29 protein-coding genes are annotated in these 17,122 nt (G+C 68.2%); 2 read left to right on the plus strand and 27 right to left on the minus strand.

Translation table 11 applies throughout. The features are described from left to right. Positions 1-682 precede the first annotated feature (682 nt). The gene (gene eccE / locus BM362_RS00335) at positions 683-1,915 is read left to right on the plus strand and encodes a type VII secretion protein EccE (protein WP_067587906.1); all 1,233 of its coding nucleotides are present in this window, start codon (positions 683-685) and stop codon (positions 1,913-1,915) included. Between the two features lie 82 nt (positions 1,916-1,997). Further along, positions 1,998-2,717, plus strand: coding sequence for a hypothetical protein (locus BM362_RS00340; RefSeq protein ID WP_067587903.1), 720 nt, complete (start codon positions 1,998-2,000; stop codon positions 2,715-2,717). Between the two features lie 52 nt (positions 2,718-2,769). Here BM362_RS00340 and BM362_RS00345 read toward each other — a convergent pair whose 3' ends face one another. From BM362_RS00345 to rplP, 27 genes are all read right to left on the minus strand, one after another. Continuing rightward, positions 2,770-3,153, minus strand: a complete 384-nt coding sequence (locus BM362_RS00345; protein ID WP_067587900.1) for a type II toxin-antitoxin system death-on-curing family toxin — start codon at positions 3,151-3,153, stop codon at positions 2,770-2,772. Next, on the minus strand, positions 3,150-3,353 hold the full coding sequence (locus tag BM362_RS00350) for a CopG family transcriptional regulator (protein ID WP_067587897.1): 204 nt from the start codon (positions 3,351-3,353) through the stop codon (positions 3,150-3,152). The genes BM362_RS00345 and BM362_RS00350 overlap by 4 nt, the downstream gene beginning before the upstream one ends. A gap of 59 nt (positions 3,354-3,412) precedes the next feature. Further along, a complete protein-coding gene (truA, locus tag BM362_RS00355; RefSeq protein WP_093571866.1) occupies positions 3,413-4,249 on the minus strand; it encodes a tRNA pseudouridine(38-40) synthase TruA in 837 nt (278 codons plus the stop codon). A gap of 72 nt (positions 4,250-4,321) precedes the next feature. Then, positions 4,322-4,867, minus strand: a complete 546-nt coding sequence (gene rplQ / locus BM362_RS00360; RefSeq protein WP_067587894.1) for a 50S ribosomal protein L17 — start codon at positions 4,865-4,867, stop codon at positions 4,322-4,324. 42 nt (positions 4,868-4,909) lie between these two features. Beyond that, positions 4,910-5,983 (minus strand): DNA-directed RNA polymerase subunit alpha, encoded by a 1,074-nt coding sequence (locus BM362_RS00365; RefSeq protein ID WP_009072342.1) that lies wholly within the window; start codon positions 5,981-5,983, stop codon positions 4,910-4,912. Positions 5,984-6,084: 101 nt separating this feature from the next. Beyond that, on the minus strand, positions 6,085-6,690 hold the full coding sequence (gene rpsD / locus BM362_RS00370; RefSeq protein WP_067587891.1) for a 30S ribosomal protein S4: 606 nt from the start codon (positions 6,688-6,690) through the stop codon (positions 6,085-6,087). 23 nt (positions 6,691-6,713) lie between these two features. Further along, entirely contained in the window at positions 6,714-7,118 is a 405-nt protein-coding gene (gene rpsK / locus BM362_RS00375; RefSeq protein WP_009072340.1) for a 30S ribosomal protein S11, read from the minus strand. Between the two features lie 18 nt (positions 7,119-7,136). Next, a complete protein-coding gene (locus tag BM362_RS00380; protein WP_009072338.1) occupies positions 7,137-7,322 on the minus strand; it encodes a hypothetical protein in 186 nt (61 codons plus the stop codon). Beyond that, positions 7,319-7,699, minus strand: coding sequence for a 30S ribosomal protein S13 (rpsM, locus tag BM362_RS00385; protein ID WP_009072337.1), 381 nt, complete (start codon positions 7,697-7,699; stop codon positions 7,319-7,321). The genes BM362_RS00380 and rpsM overlap by 4 nt, the downstream gene beginning before the upstream one ends. Before the next feature lie 198 nt (positions 7,700-7,897). Further along, positions 7,898-8,011 (minus strand): 50S ribosomal protein L36, encoded by a 114-nt coding sequence (rpmJ, locus tag BM362_RS00390; RefSeq protein WP_004558882.1) that lies wholly within the window; start codon positions 8,009-8,011, stop codon positions 7,898-7,900. 37 nt (positions 8,012-8,048) lie between these two features. After that, entirely contained in the window at positions 8,049-8,270 is a 222-nt protein-coding gene (infA, locus tag BM362_RS00395; RefSeq protein WP_004558881.1) for a translation initiation factor IF-1, read from the minus strand. Between the two features lie 252 nt (positions 8,271-8,522). Beyond that, the gene (gene map, locus BM362_RS00400; RefSeq protein ID WP_067588151.1) at positions 8,523-9,299 is read right to left on the minus strand and encodes a type I methionyl aminopeptidase; all 777 of its coding nucleotides are present in this window, start codon (positions 9,297-9,299) and stop codon (positions 8,523-8,525) included. A 44-nt stretch (positions 9,300-9,343) separates the two neighbouring features. Next, on the minus strand, positions 9,344-9,898 hold the full coding sequence (locus BM362_RS00405) for an adenylate kinase (RefSeq protein ID WP_067587888.1): 555 nt from the start codon (positions 9,896-9,898) through the stop codon (positions 9,344-9,346). Continuing rightward, complete coding sequence (gene secY / locus BM362_RS00410) at positions 9,895-11,202, minus strand: preprotein translocase subunit SecY (protein ID WP_067587886.1); 1,308 nt, start codon at positions 11,200-11,202, stop codon at positions 9,895-9,897. Before secY ends, BM362_RS00405 begins: the two co-directional genes overlap by 4 nt. 690 nt (positions 11,203-11,892) lie before the next feature. Beyond that, a complete protein-coding gene (gene rplO, locus BM362_RS00415) occupies positions 11,893-12,339 on the minus strand; it encodes a 50S ribosomal protein L15 (protein ID WP_009072329.1) in 447 nt (148 codons plus the stop codon). Continuing rightward, positions 12,336-12,521: a 50S ribosomal protein L30 gene (rpmD, locus tag BM362_RS00420; RefSeq protein ID WP_004558875.1), complete on the minus strand. Its 186-nt coding sequence runs from the start codon at positions 12,519-12,521 to the stop codon at positions 12,336-12,338. The genes rplO and rpmD overlap by 4 nt, the downstream gene beginning before the upstream one ends. Before the next feature lies 1 nt (position 12,522). Continuing rightward, the gene (gene rpsE, locus BM362_RS00425) at positions 12,523-13,170 is read right to left on the minus strand and encodes a 30S ribosomal protein S5 (protein WP_067583695.1); all 648 of its coding nucleotides are present in this window, start codon (positions 13,168-13,170) and stop codon (positions 12,523-12,525) included. A 31-nt stretch (positions 13,171-13,201) separates the two neighbouring features. Next, positions 13,202-13,615 carry a 50S ribosomal protein L18 gene (rplR, locus tag BM362_RS00430; RefSeq protein WP_067583692.1) on the minus strand — a complete coding sequence of 138 codons (414 nt, stop codon included), beginning with the start codon at positions 13,613-13,615 and terminating at the stop codon, positions 13,202-13,204. Further along, a complete protein-coding gene (gene rplF, locus BM362_RS00435; protein ID WP_067583690.1) occupies positions 13,615-14,154 on the minus strand; it encodes a 50S ribosomal protein L6 in 540 nt (179 codons plus the stop codon). Before rplF ends, rplR begins: the two co-directional genes overlap by 1 nt. Positions 14,155-14,170: 16 nt before the next feature. Then, positions 14,171-14,569 (minus strand): 30S ribosomal protein S8, encoded by a 399-nt coding sequence (gene rpsH / locus BM362_RS00440; RefSeq protein WP_020662789.1) that lies wholly within the window; start codon positions 14,567-14,569, stop codon positions 14,171-14,173. 106 nt (positions 14,570-14,675) lie between these two features. Further along, positions 14,676-14,861 carry a type Z 30S ribosomal protein S14 gene (locus tag BM362_RS00445; RefSeq protein WP_009072321.1) on the minus strand — a complete coding sequence of 62 codons (186 nt, stop codon included), beginning with the start codon at positions 14,859-14,861 and terminating at the stop codon, positions 14,676-14,678. Between the two features lies 1 nt (position 14,862). Further along, positions 14,863-15,426, minus strand: coding sequence for a 50S ribosomal protein L5 (rplE, locus tag BM362_RS00450; protein WP_067583688.1), 564 nt, complete (start codon positions 15,424-15,426; stop codon positions 14,863-14,865). Between the two features lies 1 nt (position 15,427). Next, on the minus strand, positions 15,428-15,742 hold the full coding sequence (gene rplX / locus BM362_RS00455) for a 50S ribosomal protein L24 (protein WP_009072317.1): 315 nt from the start codon (positions 15,740-15,742) through the stop codon (positions 15,428-15,430). Continuing rightward, complete coding sequence (gene rplN, locus BM362_RS00460; protein ID WP_004558867.1) at positions 15,742-16,110, minus strand: 50S ribosomal protein L14; 369 nt, start codon at positions 16,108-16,110, stop codon at positions 15,742-15,744. The genes rplX and rplN overlap by 1 nt, the downstream gene beginning before the upstream one ends. A gap of 75 nt (positions 16,111-16,185) precedes the next feature. After that, positions 16,186-16,464, minus strand: a complete 279-nt coding sequence (gene rpsQ / locus BM362_RS00465; RefSeq protein ID WP_067583685.1) for a 30S ribosomal protein S17 — start codon at positions 16,462-16,464, stop codon at positions 16,186-16,188. Beyond that, a complete protein-coding gene (rpmC, locus tag BM362_RS00470) occupies positions 16,461-16,706 on the minus strand; it encodes a 50S ribosomal protein L29 (protein ID WP_009072314.1) in 246 nt (81 codons plus the stop codon). Before rpmC ends, rpsQ begins: the two co-directional genes overlap by 4 nt. Beyond that, on the minus strand, positions 16,706-17,122 hold the full coding sequence (gene rplP, locus BM362_RS00475; RefSeq protein ID WP_009072313.1) for a 50S ribosomal protein L16: 417 nt from the start codon (positions 17,120-17,122) through the stop codon (positions 16,706-16,708). Before rplP ends, rpmC begins: the two co-directional genes overlap by 1 nt.

Raw genomic sequence — 17,122 nt, forward strand, 5'->3', positions numbered from 1 at the left:
ACCAACTCCGGTTAGGGTCAGGCATCCCGGGACCGGCTTTCCGGGTACGCAGCACTCACGAGGGGAAGAGAACGCGCGGATGTCCGTCAGCACGCCTCCACGTCCGCCTGGTCCGCAGGGGCCGCCGCCTCCCGGGGGACGTCCCCCGGGCCCGCCGCAGCGGCCCGGAAGAACCGGCGGCCCCGGCGCGGCTCCCGGCGGACCCGGCATCCCCCCTCGCACTCCCGCTCCCGGCGGACCTGGCGGTCCCGGACGCCCCGGCGGACCGGTCACTCCCGGACCCGGTGTTCCCCAGCCCGGCATGCCCGGGGCTCCTGGCGCTCCTGGCCCGGGCGGACCCAAGCCCGGTAGGCCCGGCGGACCTGGCGGGCCCAAGCCCGGCGGACCGGCTGGTCCGGTCGGGCCGGGTGGGCCGGGCGGTCCCACCGGCCCGAGGACTGGACGTCCGGGCGGCGGCGGGCCTACCGGTCCGCGTCCTGGCGGTCCCGGAGGCAACGGTCCCGGCGGACCTGGTGGCCCCGGGGGTCCCGGCGGACCGGGAGGTCCCGGCGGCGGTGGCCCCGGCGGCGGTGGCCCCGGCGGACCGGGAGGTCCCGGCGGCCCTGGCGGCCCGAACAGCGGCGGCGGCCCGGACAACAGCGAACCCGCACCGACCGGCGGCGCCACCGCGACCGCGCTCCGGATGGCCCCGCCCTCGCGGCGGCGCTCCGGCGGCATCTCGCTCGGCCCGCTGCCCGTGGTCAACCTGGTCGTGCTGGAAGTCGGCGTCGCGATCGGACTCGTGCTGCTGGCGATCAACATGCAGCTCAAGTACGTCGCGATCGGCGTCGCGGCGCTCGGCCTGATCCTCGCCTTCCTGCGCGTGGGCGGGCGCTGGTTCACCCAGTGGCTCGCGCTGACGCTGCGGTACCGGTTCCGCTCGCACGGCCGCGTGGCGACCCCTCCGCCGCCGACCAGCATCGAGGAACTCGCCGAGGAAAGCGCGGTCACCGGCCCGGAGGACGCACGCGTCAGCCTGCTGCGGCTGGCCGTGCCGGACCTCGTGGTGGCGCACGCCGTCGACCACGAACGGCAGGAGGTCGGCATCGCCTGGAACGACGGGACGTGGACCGCGGTCCTGCTCGTCGAGCCGATGCCGGCGATGATCTCCCAGGCGGGCGGCGCGCCCAGCCTTCCGCTGTCCGCGCTCGCGCCGTGCCTGGAAGACCGCGGCGTGCTGCTGGACTCCATCCAGATGATCTGGCACAGCTACCCGGGTTCGGCCGCGATGCCCGCGGACGCCCCGGCGCTCAGCTCGTATCTCGAGGTGCTCGGCCCGCTGCCCGCGGCCGCCCGGCGGACCACGTGGATCGCGGTCCGGCTCGACCCGCGGCGCTGCCCGGAGGCGATCCGGGAACGCGGCGGCGGCGTCGTCGGCGCGCACCGGGCGATGATCGGCGCGCTGTCGCGGGTGCGCAACGCACTGGAGTCCCAAGGCGTGCCGACCCGGCCGTTGGACCCGGACGAGCTGCTGCGCGCCAGCATCTCGGCGGCCGAGCTCACCGCGGTCGCCGGTTCGAACGAGAAGGTCGGCCTGCAAGAGAGCTGGACCGGCGTCACCGCGGCGGGCATCGGGCACTCCAGCTACGCGATCACCGGCTGGCCCAAGGGCAAGATCAGCGGCAGCCTCAACGGGCTGGCCAGCGTGCGCGCGCTGTCCGCGACGGTCGCCATGGCGATCTCGCCCTCGGCGGACGAGGGCCGCATCGGCCTGCGCGGCGTGGTACGGCTGAGCGCCCGCAACCCGCGCGAGCTGGACGCCGCCGACCAGCGGCTGCAGAGCATCGCGGAGCGGCTGGACGTCGACCTGACCCCGATGAAGGGCATGCAGGTCTCGGCGTTCTCCGCGACGCTGCCGATCGGAGGGACGGCATGAGCGCCGCTGGCAAGCGAATCATCGTTAGTCACGCCATTGCCTCCCGGGCAACCAGCGTGAAGCTCCGCAAGGAGGCGGCGGCATGAGTACCCGTGTCCGCGACGCTGGGCAGAACACCGGCGTCGCCCCGGAGTTCACCGTCGACCCGGCCATGCTCGACGCGATCAGCCCGTCCGGCGACCGCGGCGGCGTCGTCCTCGGTTCCGGCCTCAAGGGCGAACCGCTGACCGTCTCCGCACTGCGCTCCCAGCCGACCCGCATCGTGCTCGTCGGCGGCCTCTACCTGGCCCGCCAGGTCGCAATGCGCGCGATGGCGACAGGTGCGTGGGTGGTCGTCGCCACCGGACGTCCCGCGGCGTGGCAGGTGCTGCAGCAGGCCGCCGGAAGCCGCGACGGACGCCCGTCGCCGCTGGTGCAGATCCGCAGGCTCTCGCCGGTCGAACTGCCACGCCCGTCCGAGGACGCCCCGCTGCTCGTCGTGACCGACGGCGGACCGACCCCGCAGGACCTGTTCCCGCCCCGGTCGCCCTGGCAGACCACGGTGTACGTGCTGCCCTACCTGCATCCGCAGGCGGGCACGACGGCGAACGCCGCGGACCTCGTCCTGATGCAGCGGCTGCCCGCCGGACAGGCCGAACTGGCGGCCCGGATCTGGCGGCTGCCGCCGCAGATGATGCGCCAGCTGACCACGCTGAAGGACGACCAGGTCGTGGCGCTGGGCACGAACCTGTGGCGTCCGCTGCGGCTGGTCACAACACAGAAGGAACAGCAGTTGCTCGGACCGGTTCGCCGCGGCGACTGAGAACGGCCAGCACGGTGAAGGCCTCCTCGCGGGATTCCGCGAGGAGGCCTTTTCACAGTTTGACGACGGCGCCGGCCCACTCCGCAAGGCGCGCAGCCACCGACTGGTACGGCAATGTCCCGGTCGCGGTCGCGATCACCAGGTCGTACGCCTCGTCCTCCGGCGCGTCCAGGTCGAAACCGTTCAGCCCGTAGAAGACGTACACCGACATCCAGCCCAGTCGCTTGTTCCCGTCGACCAGCGGGTGATTCCGGACGATGGATTCCAGCAGCACCGCGGCTTTCTCGTGCAGGTCCGGATAAGCGTCCTGTCCCATCAGCGAGGACTGCGGCCGGTGCGCCGCCGCGTCGAGCAGCCCCAGATCGCGTATCCCGGGCACCCGCAGGTCGGCCGACAGCAGGAGCAGGTCGTCCAGCGTCAGGTACTCGATTTTCACTGCGCCAGGCGATCAAGCAGGGCGGCGTAGCGGGAACGGCCTTCGAGGGAAAGCTCGTGAACCCGGTCGTCCCGGACCCGACGGGCCGCGGCGTCCGTGATCGCCCGCACCACCGCTTCGTGCTTGCTCACCCCGTCCGCTTCGGAAAGCAACGCGAGCGCACGCTCCACCTCGTCGTTCAACCGCAAAGTCATCGCCATGACGTTGATGATACCAGAGTGGTATCATCAACGACCTGCTCTTTTTCGACCGGCCCGGCCTAAAACTCGGTCGACGACCGCACGTTCCGAGTCTGCTCCGCCCTCGCGGCCAGCAGCTCATCCGGCGGATAATCCACCGCCGTCAACGTCAATCCGTGCGCCGGGGCGACCGCGCTGTCCCGCGTCCCGCTCGCCAGCACCTCGCCGGGCCACCCGGTTCCGCGCCGCCCGTCCCCCACGAGCAGCAGTACCCCGACCAGGCTGCGGACCATCGAATGGCAAAACGCGTCCGCGCTGACCCGGACTTCCAGCAGATGCTCGTCGATCCGCGTCCATTCCAGACGCTGCAGCTCACGGATCGTCGTGCCACCCTCGCGCTGTTTGCAGTACGCCGCGAAATCCTGCAGCCCCAGCAGTTCCGCGGCGGCGGCGTTCATCCGCTCTGTCGACAGTGGACGGCCCCAGGCCAGAGTGTCGTTGCGGCGCAACGGGTCGACGCCCCACGGAGCATCGGAGACGCGGTAACGGTAGTGCCGGCGGATGGCCGAGAACCGGGCGTCGAAACCCTCCGGGGCCACACGTGCGTTCAAGACCCGCGCATCGGCGGGCAAAAGTTTGTTCCAGCGGCCGCGCATGCGCGTCAGGTCCGGGATTCCCTGTTCGTCCACGGGAATCCGGCCCGGCGCACCGGGTGCGAACGGGACCACGTCGACGTGCACGACCTGACCCGTCGCGTGCACCCCGGCGTCCGTGCGGCCCGCGACGACCACGGACTTCGGCACCGACTCCCCCGGCGGCTGACGCCGCAGCGCCTGCTCCAGTTCAGCCTGCACGGTGCGGCGGCCGGGCTGGCGGGCCCAGCCGGAGAAGTCCGTGCCGTCGTAGCTCACGTCCAAGCGCAGACGAACGAGCCCGCCCTCCCCGTGGGGAGCGGCGGGCTCGTCCGATGGAGACAGTGCCGGCAGGACTCAGTCCTTCTTGGCGTCGGCCTCGTCGGAGGCACCGGCCTCGTCCGCAGCCGGGGCGGCCTCTTCGGCAGCCGGGGCCTCTTCGGTCGCGGCGGGAGCCTCAGCGGCTTCCTCGGCGACCGGAGCGGCGGCGACCTCGTCCTTGGCGAACTTGGTCTTGCGGGCCCGCTCGGCCTCGGAGGTCACGGTCTTCTCCGCGACCAGTTCGATGACGGCCATGGCGGCGTTGTCGCCCTTGCGCGGCATCGTCTTGGTGATGCGGGTGTACCCGCCGGCGCGCTCCGCGAAGTGCGGGCCGATCTCGGCGAACAGCTTGTGCACGACGTCCTTGTCCCGGACGACCTTCTGCACCAGGCGACGGTTGTGCAGGTCGCCCCGCTTCGCCTTGGTGATCAGCTTCTCGGCCAGCGGGCGGACCCGCTTGGCCTTAGCCTCGGTCGTCGTGATCTTGCCGTGCTCGAACAGCTGAGTGGCCAGGTTGGCCAGGATCAGCCGCTCGTGCGCGGCAGACCCGCCGAGCCGGGCTCCCTTGGTAGGGGTGGGCATGACTTTCTCCTAGTTCAGCTCACAGCGTCCGGGCACGAGGCCTCAGAGCTGCTCGGTCTCTGCGTAGTCCTGGCCATCGTCGTGGCCGTCGTCCGAAATCCCGCCGCCGATGCCGGCGACCCCTTCCGACCAGCCTTCGCCGTCGTAGCTGGTGGCAGCCGCGGACGGGTCGAACCCGGGCGGGCTGTCCTTCAGCGCGAGGCCGAGGCCGACGAGCTTCAGCTTGACCTCGTCGATCGACTTGGCGCCGAAGTTGCGGATGTCGAGAAGGTCCGCCTCGCTGCGCGAGACCAGCTCGCCCACGGTGTGGATGCCTTCGCGCTTCAGGCAGTTGTACGACCGGACGGTGAGGTCCAGGTCCTCGATCGGCATCGCGTAGGCGGCGATGGTGTCCGCCTCCTGCGGCGACGGGCCGATCTCGATGCCCTCGGCGTCGACGTTCAGCTCGCGAGCGAGACCGAACAGCTCCACCAGCGTCTTGCCGGCCGAGGCCACCGCGTCGCGCGCGGTGATCGACGGCTTGGTCTCGACGTCCAGGATCAGCTTGTCGAAGTCGGTGCGCTGCTCGACACGGGTGGCCTCGACCTTGTAGGTCACCTTCAGCACCGGCGAGTAGATCGAGTCGACCGGGATCCGGCCGATCTCCGCGCCCGCCTGCTTGTTCTGCAGGGCCGGAACGTAACCGCGGCCGCGCTCGACGACGAGCTCGATCTCGAGCTTGCCCTTGCCGTTCAGCGACGCGATGTGCAGATCCGGGTTGTGCACGGTGACGCCCGCGGGCGGCACGATGTCGGCAGCCGTGACCTCACCCGGGCCCTGCTTGCGCAGGTACATGGTGACCGGCTCGTCCTCTTCCGAGGACACGACCAGTTCCTTCAGGTTCAGGATGATGTCGGTGACGTCTTCCTTCACCCCGGGAACGGTGGTGAATTCGTGCAGCACGCCGTCGATGCGGATGCTCGTCACGGCCGCGCCCGGGATGGACGACAGCAGCGTGCGCCGCAGCGAGTTGCCGAGCGTGTAGCCGAAGCCGGGCTCCAGCGGTTCGATGGTGAACCGGGAGCGGGTCTCGTTGACCGTCTCTTCGCCGAGAGCCGGCCGCTGGGAAATCAGCATTTCTTCGTTTCCTTTCCAGACGACGCCCGCCATATGACGTCGAAGGGATGGCGTGGCGGCGGCGCACTCCGGGCGCCGCCGCCGGGTCCGACAGTGCCGGACTACTTCGAGTAAAGCTCGACGATCAGCTGTTCCTGAACCGGAACGTCGATCTGCGCGCGCTCCGGCAGCTGGTGGACCAGCACGCGGAGGTTCGACTGGACGACCTGCAGCCAGGCCGGGATCGGACGCTCGCCGAAGGACTCCTTGGCCGCGACGAAGGGCAGCATGCCCATCGACTTCGGCCGCACGTCGATGATGTCCCACTTGGTGACCTGGTAGGACGGCACGTTGACCTTGACGCCGTTGACCAGGAAGTGGCCGTGGCTCACCAGCTGCCGCGCCTGACGGCGGGTGCGGGCGATGCCGGCGCGGTAGATCACGTTGTCCAGCCGGGACTCGAGGATCTGCAGCAGGTTCTCACCGGTCTTGCCAGGACGCCGGACGGCTTCCTTGTAGTACCGGACGAACTGGCGCTCGAGAACGCCGTAGGTGTAGCGAGCCTTCTGCTTCTCCTGCGACTGCAGGAGGTACTCGGACTCCTTGATGCGCCCGCGGCCGTGCTGGCCCGGCGGGTAGGGGCGACGTTCGAACGCCTGGTCGCCGCCGATGAGGTCAACCTTGAGGCGACGCGAAATACGCGTCGCGGGGCCGGTGTAACGAGCCATTTCTTAGTACTCCTCCCCGTTCCTCAGACCCGGCGCCGCTTGGGCGGGCGGCAGCCGTTGTGAGGCTGCGGGGTCACGTCCTGGATGGTGCCGACCTCGAGGCCGGCCGCCTGCAGCGAGCGGATCGCCGTCTCGCGGCCCGAACCCGGGCCCTTCACGAAAACGTCGACCTTCTTCATGCCGTGTTCGGCGGCCTTGCGGGCAGCGTTCTCGGCGGCCATCTGCGCGGCGAACGGAGTCGACTTGCGCGAGCCCTTGAAGCCCACGTGGCCGCTGGAGGCCCACGCGATCACGGCACCGGTCGGGTCCGTGATCGAGACGATGGTGTTGTTGAAGGTGCTCTTGATGTGCGCGTGACCGTGCGCGACATTCTTCTTTTCCTTGCGGCGGACCTTCTTGGCCCCCGCAGTGCGGCTCTTGGGTGGCATGTTCTGAGGGTTCTCCTGTTAGCGCGCGTTCTCTTGGTGAGCGGCGACGGCTTCCTGCTGCCCGCGGCGGATGATGGAACCCGCGTCGGTGTAGAGGTTCCGCAGCGCCATCGGGCGGGCGTAGAGCGCCTTGGGCGAGACACAAGCCGTGGAACGACGGACGGAACCGCCCATGCGAACGACCTTCTTGCCCTGGGTGCTCACTTCTTGCCAGCCTTCTTCTTGCCGGCGACCGTCTTCTTCGGGCCCTTGCGGGTGCGGGCGTTGGTCTTGGTGCGCTGACCGCGCACCGGCAGACCGCGACGCCAGCGCAGACCCTGGTAGGTCCCGATCTCGATCTTGCGCCGGATGTCGGCGTTCACCTCACGGCGAAGGTCACCCTCGACCTTGAAGTTTTCGTCGATGTAGTCCTTCAGCTTGACGAGATCCTCGTCGCTGAGGTCCTTGACGCGGGTGTCGGCGTTCAGCTCGGCAGCAGCGATCATCTGCTTCGAGCGGGTACGGCCGATCCCGTAGATGTAAGTCAGCGCGATCTCCAACCGCTTCTCGCGGGGGAGGTCGACGCCAGCGAGTCGTGCCACTGGTGCTCCTTCTTCGGGTTCGTCTTCAGGTCTGCTCCCCGTCCGGTTCCGGAACCGACTCGCCTGTCGTGCCCGTGGCTTGCGCCCCGGGTGTCCCGGCCCCGGCCTGAAGTCCGGGGGTGCGCCGGGCCGCTTTCGCGACCCGGCAGGTACGGGGAGGGTGGGTTAGCCGTCAAGCGGCCTGCTGCAGTGCGGTTCTCAGCCCTGACGCTGCTTGTGACGCAGGTTCTCGCAGATCACCATGATCCGGCCGTGACGGCGGATCACCTTGCACTTGTCGCAGATCTTCTTGACGCTCGGCTGGACCTTCACGTCTTCCTGCTTCCTGCTCTGCTCGGCTCTGGCGTGATCACTTGTAGCGGTAGACGATGCGACCACGGGAGAGGTCGTAGGGCGACAGCTCCACGACAACCCTGTCTTCGGGCAGGATGCGGATGTAGTGCTGCCGCATCTTGCCGCTGATGTGTGCCAGGACCTTGTGGCCGTTCTCCAACTCGACGCGGAACATCGCGTTGGGGAGCGGCTCGACCACGCGGCCTTCGACCTCGATGGCCCCGTCTTTCTTAGCCATGTCCTCCGCAATCCCTGAGCACGCGTGACGTGCACAGCGTGATCGGTTTTGAGCTCGAGTCCTTGCTTACTGGGTGGTGCTCGGCCACACTCGGCCCCGGGTCCATGAGGTTCGCGAGAATTCACGAGCATGCTGGAACCGGCGCATGAGCGCGCCGACTTGACAGTGTACGCAAGCCGTGCGATAGCCCGGCGGCCGGGGGGTAAGTACAGCCTTGTGAGTGGCGATCCCGGTGCTAACCGGGATGAACACTCACGAGTCTTCGGGCAGGGTGAGCACCCAGGGACCGTCCTCGGTGATGGCGACGGTGTGCTCCCAGTGCGCGGCGCGCGAACCGTCGACGGTGACGACCGTCCAGCCGTCTTCCAGTTCGAGGGTTTCGCCGCTGCCACCGGTCAGCATGGGCTCGACCGCGAGCGCCATGCCAGGCTTGAGCCGCGGGCCCTTGCCGGGTTTGCCGACGTTCGGCAGGAACGGCTCCATGTGCATCTGGCGGCCGATGCCGTGGCCGCCGTACTCAAGAATCTCGCCGTACTCGCGGCCGTCGTCCTCGCCCGCCTGGCGGGCGGCGGTCTGCACGGCGAACGAGATGTCGGTGAGCCGGGAGCCCGCGCGGACAGCCTCGATGCCCGCCCACATGGCACGCTTGGTGGCCGCCGACAGCTCGCGGTCCTTTTCGCTGGCCTCGCCGATCTCCAGCGTCACCGCGGAGTCGCCGTGCCAGCCGTCGAGAATCGCGCCGCAGTCGACCGAGATCAGGTCCCCGTCGGCGAGTACCTGCTTGTCCGACGGGATGCCGTGCACGATCTGCTCGTTCACTGACGCGCAGATCGACGCCGGGAACCCGTGGTAGCCCTTGAACGAGGGCACCGCGCCGGCGTCGCGGATCGTCTGCTCGGCCAGTTCGTCGAGCTCGGCCGTGCTGACCCCGGGCCGCGCGAGTTCGCGCACGGCGGCCAGGGTGCGGGCGACGACGAGACCGGCCGCCCGCATGGCCTCCAGCTCGCCGCGGGTCTTGACCTCGATCATGCGCCCGCGGCGGAGCACTTGCAGAACACGCAACCCTCCGAGATTCACGTGCGGTCGCGCAGCGCTTTCAGCACGCGGTCCGAGATCTCCTGCACCTCGCCGACGCCGTCGACCTTCACCAGGATGTCGGCGTAGTACTCCAGCAGCGGCGCGGTCTCCGACACGTACACCTGCTGGCGGCGGCGGATGACGTCCTCGGTGTCGTCCGAACGGCCGCGCGACATGAGCCTGCCGACGACGACGTCCTCGGCCACGTCGAGCTGGATGACCGCGTCGAGCTTGGTGTCAGCCTCGCTCAGCATTTCGCCGAGGACCTCGGCCTGCTTGGTGTTGCGCGGGAACCCGTCGAGCAGGAAGCCTGCCTTCGCGTCCGGTTCGGTCAGCCGCTCGCGGACCATTTCGTTGGTCACCGAGTCCGGCACCAGTTCGCCCGAGTCCAGGTACCGCTTGGCCTCCTGGCCGAGCGGAGTCTCCTGGCCGACGTGCGCCCGGAAAAGGTCGCCGGTCGAGATGTGCGGGATCCGCAGCTGCTCGGACAGGGCAACCGCCTGCGTGCCTTTGCCCGCGCCGGGCGGTCCGACGAGAACCAGTCGCGTCACTTCAAGAACCCTTCGTAGTTGCGCTGCATCAGCTGGCTTTCGATCTGCTTCACGGTGTCGAGCCCGACACCGACCATGATCAGCACAGCCGTGCCACCGAACGGGAAGTTCTGGTTGTTCCCGCTGCCGGTGAGGGACAGGAAGAAGTTCGGGAGGATCGCGATGATGCCCAGGTACAGCGAACCGGGAAGAGTGATCCGGCCCAGCACGAAGCTGAGATACTCGGCGGTGGGACGGCCGGGCCGGATGCCCGGGATGAAGCCGCCGAACTTCTTCATCTCTTCCGCACGCTCGTCCACGTTGAACGTGATCGTGATGTAGAAGTAGGTGAAGAAGATGATCAACAGGAAGTAGAGCAGGATGTGCACCCAGCTGCTCTGGTTGACCAGGTAGTTCTGAATGAACGACTGCCAGCCCGCGTTGCTGTTCGGGTCGCCGATCAGCTGACTGAGCAGCTGCGGCAGGTACAGCAGCGACGAGGCGAAGATGACCGGGATGACACCGGCCTGGTTCACCTTGATCGGCAGGTAGGTCGAGGTGCCGCCGTACATCCGGCGGCCGACCATGCGCTTGGCGTACTGCACCGGGATCCGGCGCTGGCCCTGCTCGACGAAGATGACGCTGGCGATGATCACCAGGCCGAACGCGAGAACCACGACCAGCGCGACGCCGCCGCCGTTGCTGATGATGTTGGCGCCCTCGGCCGGGATGCGGGCCGCGATGTTCAGGAAGATCAGCACCGACATGCCGTTGCCGACACCGCGCTCGGTGATCAGCTCGCCCAGCCACATCATCACCGCGGTGCCCGCGGTCATGGTGACCACGATCAGCGTCAGCGAGTAGATGCTGTTGTCCGGGATGATCGGCTGCGAGCAGCCCTGGAACAGGGTGCCGCGGTCAGCAAGCGCGACCACGCCGGTGGCCTGCAGGATCGCCAGCGCGATCGTCAGGTACCGGGTGTACTGGGTCAGCTTGTTCTGGCCGGACTGGCCTTCCTTCTTCAGCTCCTCGAACCGCGGGATGACCACGGTGAGCAGCTGAACGATGATGCTCGCGGTGATGTAGGGCATGATGCCCGTCGCGAACAGCGACAGCTGCAGCAGCGCACCGCCGCTGAAGAGGTTGAGCAGCTGGTACACGCCCTGCTGGTCGGCCTGTGCGGTACAGGCCTGCACGGCGGCGAACGAGACCCCCGGAGCCGGGATGGTTGCACCGATCCGGTAGACCGCGACGATGGCTAGCGTGAACAGGATCTTCTTGCGTAGATCCGGCGTCGCGAGAGCCGAGCGGAATGCGCTGAGCACGCGGGGGACCTCCTCGGCGTCGTCGGTCGTCCCAACCGACGATCGGCTTGGCCGGTACGAGACCGGCGGGATGTCTGACTCACTGGCAAGCCAGGAACGCTTCAGGGCAAACAGGCCCGGAAACGTGCCGCCGACTCTAACAGCTTCGCATGGGGCGTCCGCAGCGCGTGTGCGTTTTACGTCTCAGTGCGCGCCAGTCCCGCACTGAAGAGCCGCAGGTAGGGCCGGTCGGAGCACAGATGATCACCTGTTCGGCCCGCGCCGTTCGGCGGGCTTTCCCACAACAGCACGGAAAACGACACCCTCATTGACCCGAAGTCCGTGAGGCCACCCTCATTGACTCTGATTCCCGCAGGGTTCCCCTCACGCCCCCCACCGGCCCGCGAGGGGGCCCCTTCACGAACGCGGGTTCCCTCAAGAAGCCCCACCCACAAACCGCAGCCGACGCACCCACCATCGAGACACCCAGCCCCTCCCCCGCACCCCGATACGAAGCCTCCCTGCGGTCTGGGGTTGCTTGTCAAGGCATCTTTCCCGCCTTGACAAGCAACCCCAGACCGTCAGCACAATCAACCTTCGGGGTGCCCCACACCAGCAACCAGGCCAATGTCGCCCCCAGGCGACGAGCCAAAACAAAACGGACCCGCCCGGCAAGAAAGCCGGACGGGCCCGTTCTCAAACGCAAGCAGATCAGCTGACGGTGGCCGAACCACCAGCAGCCTCGATCTTCTCCTTGGCAGAGCCGGAGAACGCGTGCGCGGTCAGCTCAAGCTTGACCCCGTTCAGGTCCCCGTTGCCGAGAACCTTGACGAGCTTGCCCTTGCGAACGAGACCGTTCGCGGCCAGCTCTTCCGGACCGACCTTGCCGCCGTCGGCGAACACCCGGGCGATGTCGCCCACGTTCACCGGCTGGTACTCGGTGCGGAACCGGTTCTTGAACCCACGCAGCTTCGGCAGCCGCATGTGGATGGGCATCTGCCCACCCTCGAACCCGGCGGGCACGTTCTTCCGGGCCTTGGTGCCCTTCGTACCGCGACCCGCGGTCTTGCCCTTCGAACCCTCACCACGGCCGACGCGGATCTTGTCGCGCTTGGCGCCAGGAGCCGGACGAAGGTGGTGGATCTTGATGGCGGTCATGCCTGGACCTCCTCGACCTCCACCAGGTGGCGGACGGTGTGGATCAGGCCGCGCACCTGGGGGGTGTCCTCACGCACGACGCTCTGGCGGATCTTGCGCAGCCCGAGGGTGCGCAGCGACTCGCGGTGAGCGTGCTTCGTGCCGATCTTGCTCTTGACCTGAGTGACCTTGAGCTGAGCCATGTCAGACCCCCTGGCCGGCACGCTGGCGCAGCATCCGGGCCGGGGCGACGTCCTCGAGCGGCAGACCGCGGCGAGCGGCCACCTCCTCCGGACGCTGCAGCCCCTTCAGGGCCGCCACGGTCGCGTGCACGATGTTGATGGCGTTGTCGGAGCCGAGCGACTTCGACAGCACGTCGTGGACGCCCGCGCACTCCAGCACCGCGCGCACCGGGCCGCCGGCGATGACGCCGGTACCAGCGGAGGCGGGACGGAGCAGCACGACTCCGGCGGCTTCCTCACCCTGAATCGGGTGCGGAATGGTGCCGGCGACGCGCGGAACGCGGAAGAAGTTCTTCTTCGCTTCCTCGACGCCCTTGGCGATGGCCGCGGGAACTTCCTTGGCCTTGCCGTAGCCGACGCCGACCTGGCCGTCGCCGTCGCCGACGACCACCAGAGCGGTGAAGCTGAAGCGACGACCGCCCTTGACGACCTTGGCGACGCGGTTGATCGTCACGACCTTCTCAAGGTGCGGGGTCTTGTCCTGGCCGGCCCCGCCACGGCCGCCGTCGCGCCGGTCCCGGCCGCCACCGCGGCGGTCGTTGCGGTCGTTGCCGCCCTGACCGCCCGGTCCGCCCTGGCCGCCGCCGAATTGCCGTGTACGTCCCGGCATCAGGCTTTCCTTCCATTCACGAGCATGTGCATCAGAACTTCAACCCCGCCTCACGGGCGGCGTCGGCAAGCGCGGCGATGCGGCCGTGGTAGGCGTTGCCGCCACGGTCGAACACCACGGCTTCGATGCCGGCGTCCTTGGCGCGCGAAGCCACCAGTTCGCCGACCTTCGCGGCCTTGGCCTTCTTGTCGCCCTCGAACGACCGGAGGTCGGTTTCGAGGGTGGACGCCGACGCCAGCGTGTGACCGGCGAGGTCGTCGATCACCTGCACGGTGATGTGCCGCGAGGACCGCTTGACGACCATGCGCGGACGCACCGGCGTCCCGCTGATCTTCTTGCGGAGGCGGAAGTGCCGACGGGCCTTGGCGACGCGGCGGCGGGTCGAGATGTCCTTGCCGATGCCGCGCTTGCGCGCCGAGGACGCAGTGGTAGTCGTGTCGCTCATCACTTACCCGTCTTTCCGACCTTGCGGCGGATCTTCTCACCCTCGTACCGCAGGCCCTTGCCCTTGTACGGGTCCGGGCGGCGCAGCTTGCGGATGACCGCGGCGGTCTGGCCGACCTTCTGCTTGTCGATGCCGGACACCGAGAACCGGGTCGGCGACTCCACCTTGAAGGTGATGCCTTCCGGAGCCTCGATCTTGACCGGGTGGCTGTAGCCGAGGGCGAACTCGAGGTCCGAGCCCTTGGCCTGCACGCGGTAACCGACGCCGTGGATCTCGAGCTTCTTCTCGTAGCCCTCGGTCACGCCCACCACGAGGTTGTTCACCAGCGTGCGGGTGAGGCCGTGCAGGGCGCGGCTCGTGCGCTCGTCGTCCGGGCGCTTCACCAGGAGGACGCCGTCCTCGTCGCGCTCGACGACGATCGGCTCGGCGACAGTGTGCTCCAGGGTGCCCTTCGGCCCCTTGACCTTGACGTGCTGGCCGTCGATGGTCACCTCGACCCCGGAGGGGACGGCGACCGGCAGCTTTCCGATGCGTGACATGTCTGTGCCCCCTTCCTTACCAGACGTAGGCGAGGACTTCGCCGCCCACGTTGTTGCGCTTGGCCTGCCGGTCGGTCTGCAGGCCGCCGGACGTCGAGATGATCGCGACGCCGAGGCCACCCAGAACGGACGGCAGTTCGGTCGATTTTGCGTAGACCCGCAGACCCGGCTTGGAGACGCGGCGAAGGCCGGCGATGCTCCGCTCGCGGTTGGGGCCGTACTTCAGCTCGACGACCAGGTTCTTGTGCTTCTCGCCCGGCTCGTCGCGGTAGCTCGCGATGTAGCCCTCGCGCTTGAGGATCTCGGCGATGTTCGCCTTGATCTTCGAGTGCGGAAGCACGACCTCGTCGTGGTACGCCGAGTTCGCGTTGCGCAGACGGGTCAAGAAGTCTGCGATCGGGTCGGTCATCGTCATGGTGACCTGTCAACCTTTCTCGCCTGGTTCCCCGCCTCGCCCGGCCGGAGCGGTCTCCGGCCGGGTCGGCGGGGCCTGTGGCGAACTGGGAATAGAGTTTCGAGCCTTACCAGCTGGACTTGTGAACACCGGGCAGTTCGCCAGCGTGCGCCATCTCCCGGAGGCAGATCCGGCACAGGCCGAACTTGCGGTACACCGAGTGCGGACGACCGCACCGGTTGCACCGGGTGTAGGCGCGCACCGCGAACTTCGGCTTCTTCGAAGCCTTGCTGATCAGCGCTTTCTTGGCCATCTCAGTTCTCCTTGAACGGGAAACCGAGCTTGCGCAGCAGCGCCCGGCCCTCGTCGTCGGTGGTGGCGGTGGTGACGACGGTGACGTCCATGCCACGGGGGCGGTCGATGTCGTCCGGGTTGATCTCGTGGAACATCGACTGCTCGTTGAGACCGAACGTGTAGTTGCCGTTGCCGTCGAACTGCTTGGGCGAAAGCCCGCGGAAGTCGCGGATGCGGGGCAGCGCGATGGTCAGCAGCCGGTCGAGGAACTCCCACATCCGGTCGCCGCGCAGCGTGACGCGCGCGCCGATCGGCTGGCCCTCGCGCAGCTTGAACTGCGCGATGGACTTGCGGGCCTTGCGGATCTCCGGCTTCTGCCCGGTGATCAGGGCGAGGTCGCGGACCGCGCCGTCGATCAGCTTGCTGTCCCTGGCGGCGTCCCCGACACCCATGTTCACGACGATCTTCACGACGCCGGGAATCTGGTGCACGTTGGCGATGGAGAACTCCTTCTGGAGCTCGCCCTTGATCTCTTCGCGGTACCGGGTCTTCAGACGCGGCACGATCTTCTCTGCGGTGGTCATGTCAGATGTCCTTGCCGTTCCGGCGCGAGACCCGGACCTTCTTGCCGTCCTCGCCGATGCGGTAGCCCACCCGGGTCGGCTTGCCGTCCGAGTCCACGACCATCACGTTCGAGACGTGGATGGGCGCTTCCTGGGTCACGATGCCGCCGGACTGCGCGCCGCGCTGGGTCTGGGTGATCCGGGTGTGCTTCTTGATCCGGTTGACACCCTCGACCAGAACGCGCTCGCGGTCCGGGTAGGCCTGGATGACCTTGCCCTTGGCACCCTTGTCCTTGCCGGCGATAACGACGACCGTGTCGCCCTTCTTCACCTTCATCACAGCACCTCCGGCGCGAGCGAAATGATCTTCATGAACTTTCGGTCGCGCAGCTCGCGGCCCACCGGGCCGAAGATGCGGGTGCCCCGGGGCTCGTTGTCGTTCTTGATGAGCACGGCGGCGTTCTCGTCGAACCGGATGTAGGAACCGTCCGGACGACGGCGCTCCTTCACCGTGCGGACGATGACCGCCTTGACGACATCGCCCTTCTTCACCCCGGCGGCCGGGATGGCGTCCTTCACGGTGGCGACGATGATGTCGCCGATGCCGGCGTAGCGCCGCCCGGATCCGCCGAGCACGCGGATGCAAAGGATTTCCTTCGCGCCCGTGTTGTCGGCAACCCGAAGCCGCGACTCCTGCTGGATCACGTCAACTCCTGTATGTCGCGCTGGTTCTCGCCTTCCGGCGAGCCTTGCGGAACCAAGGACTCCGAGGAGCCCTGCTTACTTGGCCTTCTCCACGACCTGCACCAGACGCCAGCGCTTGGTCGCCGACAGCGGCCGGGTCTCCATCAGCGTGACCCGGTCGCCCACGCCCGCCTCGTTGTTCTCGTCGTGCACCTTGACCTTGGTGGTGCTGCGGAGAACCTTCGAGTAGCGCGGGTGCTTCTTGCGGTCCTCAAGCTCGACCACGATCGTCTTGTCCATCTTGTCCGAGACGACGTAACCCTCGCGGACCTTGCGGTAGTTCCGGACGGTCTTCTCGGTGGCAGCCTCGCTCATGCGGCACCTTCACTTTCGGCGTCGGGAGCCACGGAAAGCCCGAGCTCGCGCTCGCGCATGACCGTGTAGATCCGCGCGATGTCCGTGCGGACGGTGCGCAGCCGACGGTTGTTGTCCAGCTGCCCGGTCGCCATCTGGAAGCGGAGGTTGAACAGCTCCTCCTTGTATTCCTTCAGACGCAGCACGAGCTCTTCGGCGGTGAGCTCACGCAGCTCGGATGCCTGTGCGGCTCCGTTAGCCATCAGAACTCACCTTCCCGGGTCACGATGCGGCACTTCATGGGCAGCTTGTGGATCGCGCGGCGGAGCGCCTCGCGGGCGGTCTCCTCGTTCGGGAAGCTGATCTCGAACATCACGCGGCCCGGCTTCACGTTGGCGATCCACCACTCGGGCGAACCCTTGCCGGAACCCATGCGGGTTTCCGCCGGCTTCTTGGTCAGCGGGCGGTCCGGGTAGATCGTCGTCCACACCTTGCCGCCACGCTTGATGTGACGGGTCATGGCGATACGAGCGGACTCGATCTGCCGGTTCGTCACGTAGCTGTGCTCAAGCGCCTGGATGCCGTACTCGCCGAAGTTGACCTTGGTACCGCCCTTGGCGGCGCCGTGGCGCTTCGGGGAGTGCTGCTTGCGGTGCTTGACCCTGCGCGGGATGAGCAC

It is taken from the genome of Amycolatopsis rubida (assembly GCF_900115345.1).
GTDB lineage: Bacteria > Actinomycetota > Actinomycetes > Mycobacteriales > Pseudonocardiaceae > Amycolatopsis > Amycolatopsis rubida.

Coding starts and splice junctions, on each gene's coding strand:
- rplO (WP_009072329.1), bottom strand. CDS start 12,339: ATGACCGCCATCAAGATCCACCACCTTCGTCCGGCTCCTGGCGCCAAG.
- rpmC (WP_009072314.1), bottom strand. CDS start 16,706: ATGGCTAACGGAGCCGCACAGGCATCCGAGCTGCGTGAGCTCACCGCC.
- rpsH (WP_020662789.1), bottom strand. CDS start 14,569: ATGACGATGACCGACCCGATCGCAGACTTCTTGACCCGTCTGCGCAAC.
- rplX (WP_009072317.1), bottom strand. CDS start 15,742: ATGAAGGTGAAGAAGGGCGACACGGTCGTCGTTATCGCCGGCAAGGAC.
- rpsK (WP_009072340.1), bottom strand. CDS start 7,118: ATGCCACCCAAGAGCCGCACTGCGGGGGCCAAGAAGGTCCGCCGCAAG.
- map (WP_067588151.1), bottom strand. CDS start 9,299: ATGATCGAGGTCAAGACCCGCGGCGAGCTGGAGGCCATGCGGGCGGCC.
- rplR (WP_067583692.1), bottom strand. CDS start 13,615: ATGAGCGACACGACTACCACTGCGTCCTCGGCGCGCAAGCGCGGCATC.
- BM362_RS00365 (WP_009072342.1), bottom strand. CDS start 5,983: ATGCTGATTTCCCAGCGGCCGGCTCTCGGCGAAGAGACGGTCAACGAG.
- rplF (WP_067583690.1), bottom strand. CDS start 14,154: ATGTCACGCATCGGAAAGCTGCCGGTCGCCGTCCCCTCCGGGGTCGAG.
- BM362_RS00445 (WP_009072321.1), bottom strand. CDS start 14,861: ATGGCCAAGAAAGCGCTGATCAGCAAGGCTTCGAAGAAGCCGAAGTTC.
- BM362_RS00350 (WP_067587897.1), bottom strand. CDS start 3,353: ATGGCGATGACTTTGCGGTTGAACGACGAGGTGGAGCGTGCGCTCGCG.
- infA (WP_004558881.1), bottom strand. CDS start 8,270: ATGGCTAAGAAAGACGGGGCCATCGAGGTCGAAGGCCGCGTGGTCGAG.
- rpsE (WP_067583695.1), bottom strand. CDS start 13,170: ATGCCGGGACGTACACGGCAATTCGGCGGCGGCCAGGGCGGACCGGGC.
- rpsD (WP_067587891.1), bottom strand. CDS start 6,690: ATGGCTCGTTACACCGGCCCCGCGACGCGTATTTCGCGTCGCCTCAAG.
- rpsQ (WP_067583685.1), bottom strand. CDS start 16,464: ATGAGCGAGGCTGCCACCGAGAAGACCGTCCGGAACTACCGCAAGGTC.
- eccE (WP_067587906.1), top strand. CDS start 683: ATGGCCCCGCCCTCGCGGCGGCGCTCCGGCGGCATCTCGCTCGGCCCG.
- BM362_RS00340 (WP_067587903.1), top strand. CDS start 1,998: ATGAGTACCCGTGTCCGCGACGCTGGGCAGAACACCGGCGTCGCCCCG.
- rpmD (WP_004558875.1), bottom strand. CDS start 12,521: ATGGCTCAGCTCAAGGTCACTCAGGTCAAGAGCAAGATCGGCACGAAG.
- rplE (WP_067583688.1), bottom strand. CDS start 15,426: ATGACCACCGCAGAGAAGATCGTGCCGCGTCTGAAGACCCGGTACCGC.
- rplQ (WP_067587894.1), bottom strand. CDS start 4,867: ATGCCCACCCCTACCAAGGGAGCCCGGCTCGGCGGGTCTGCCGCGCAC.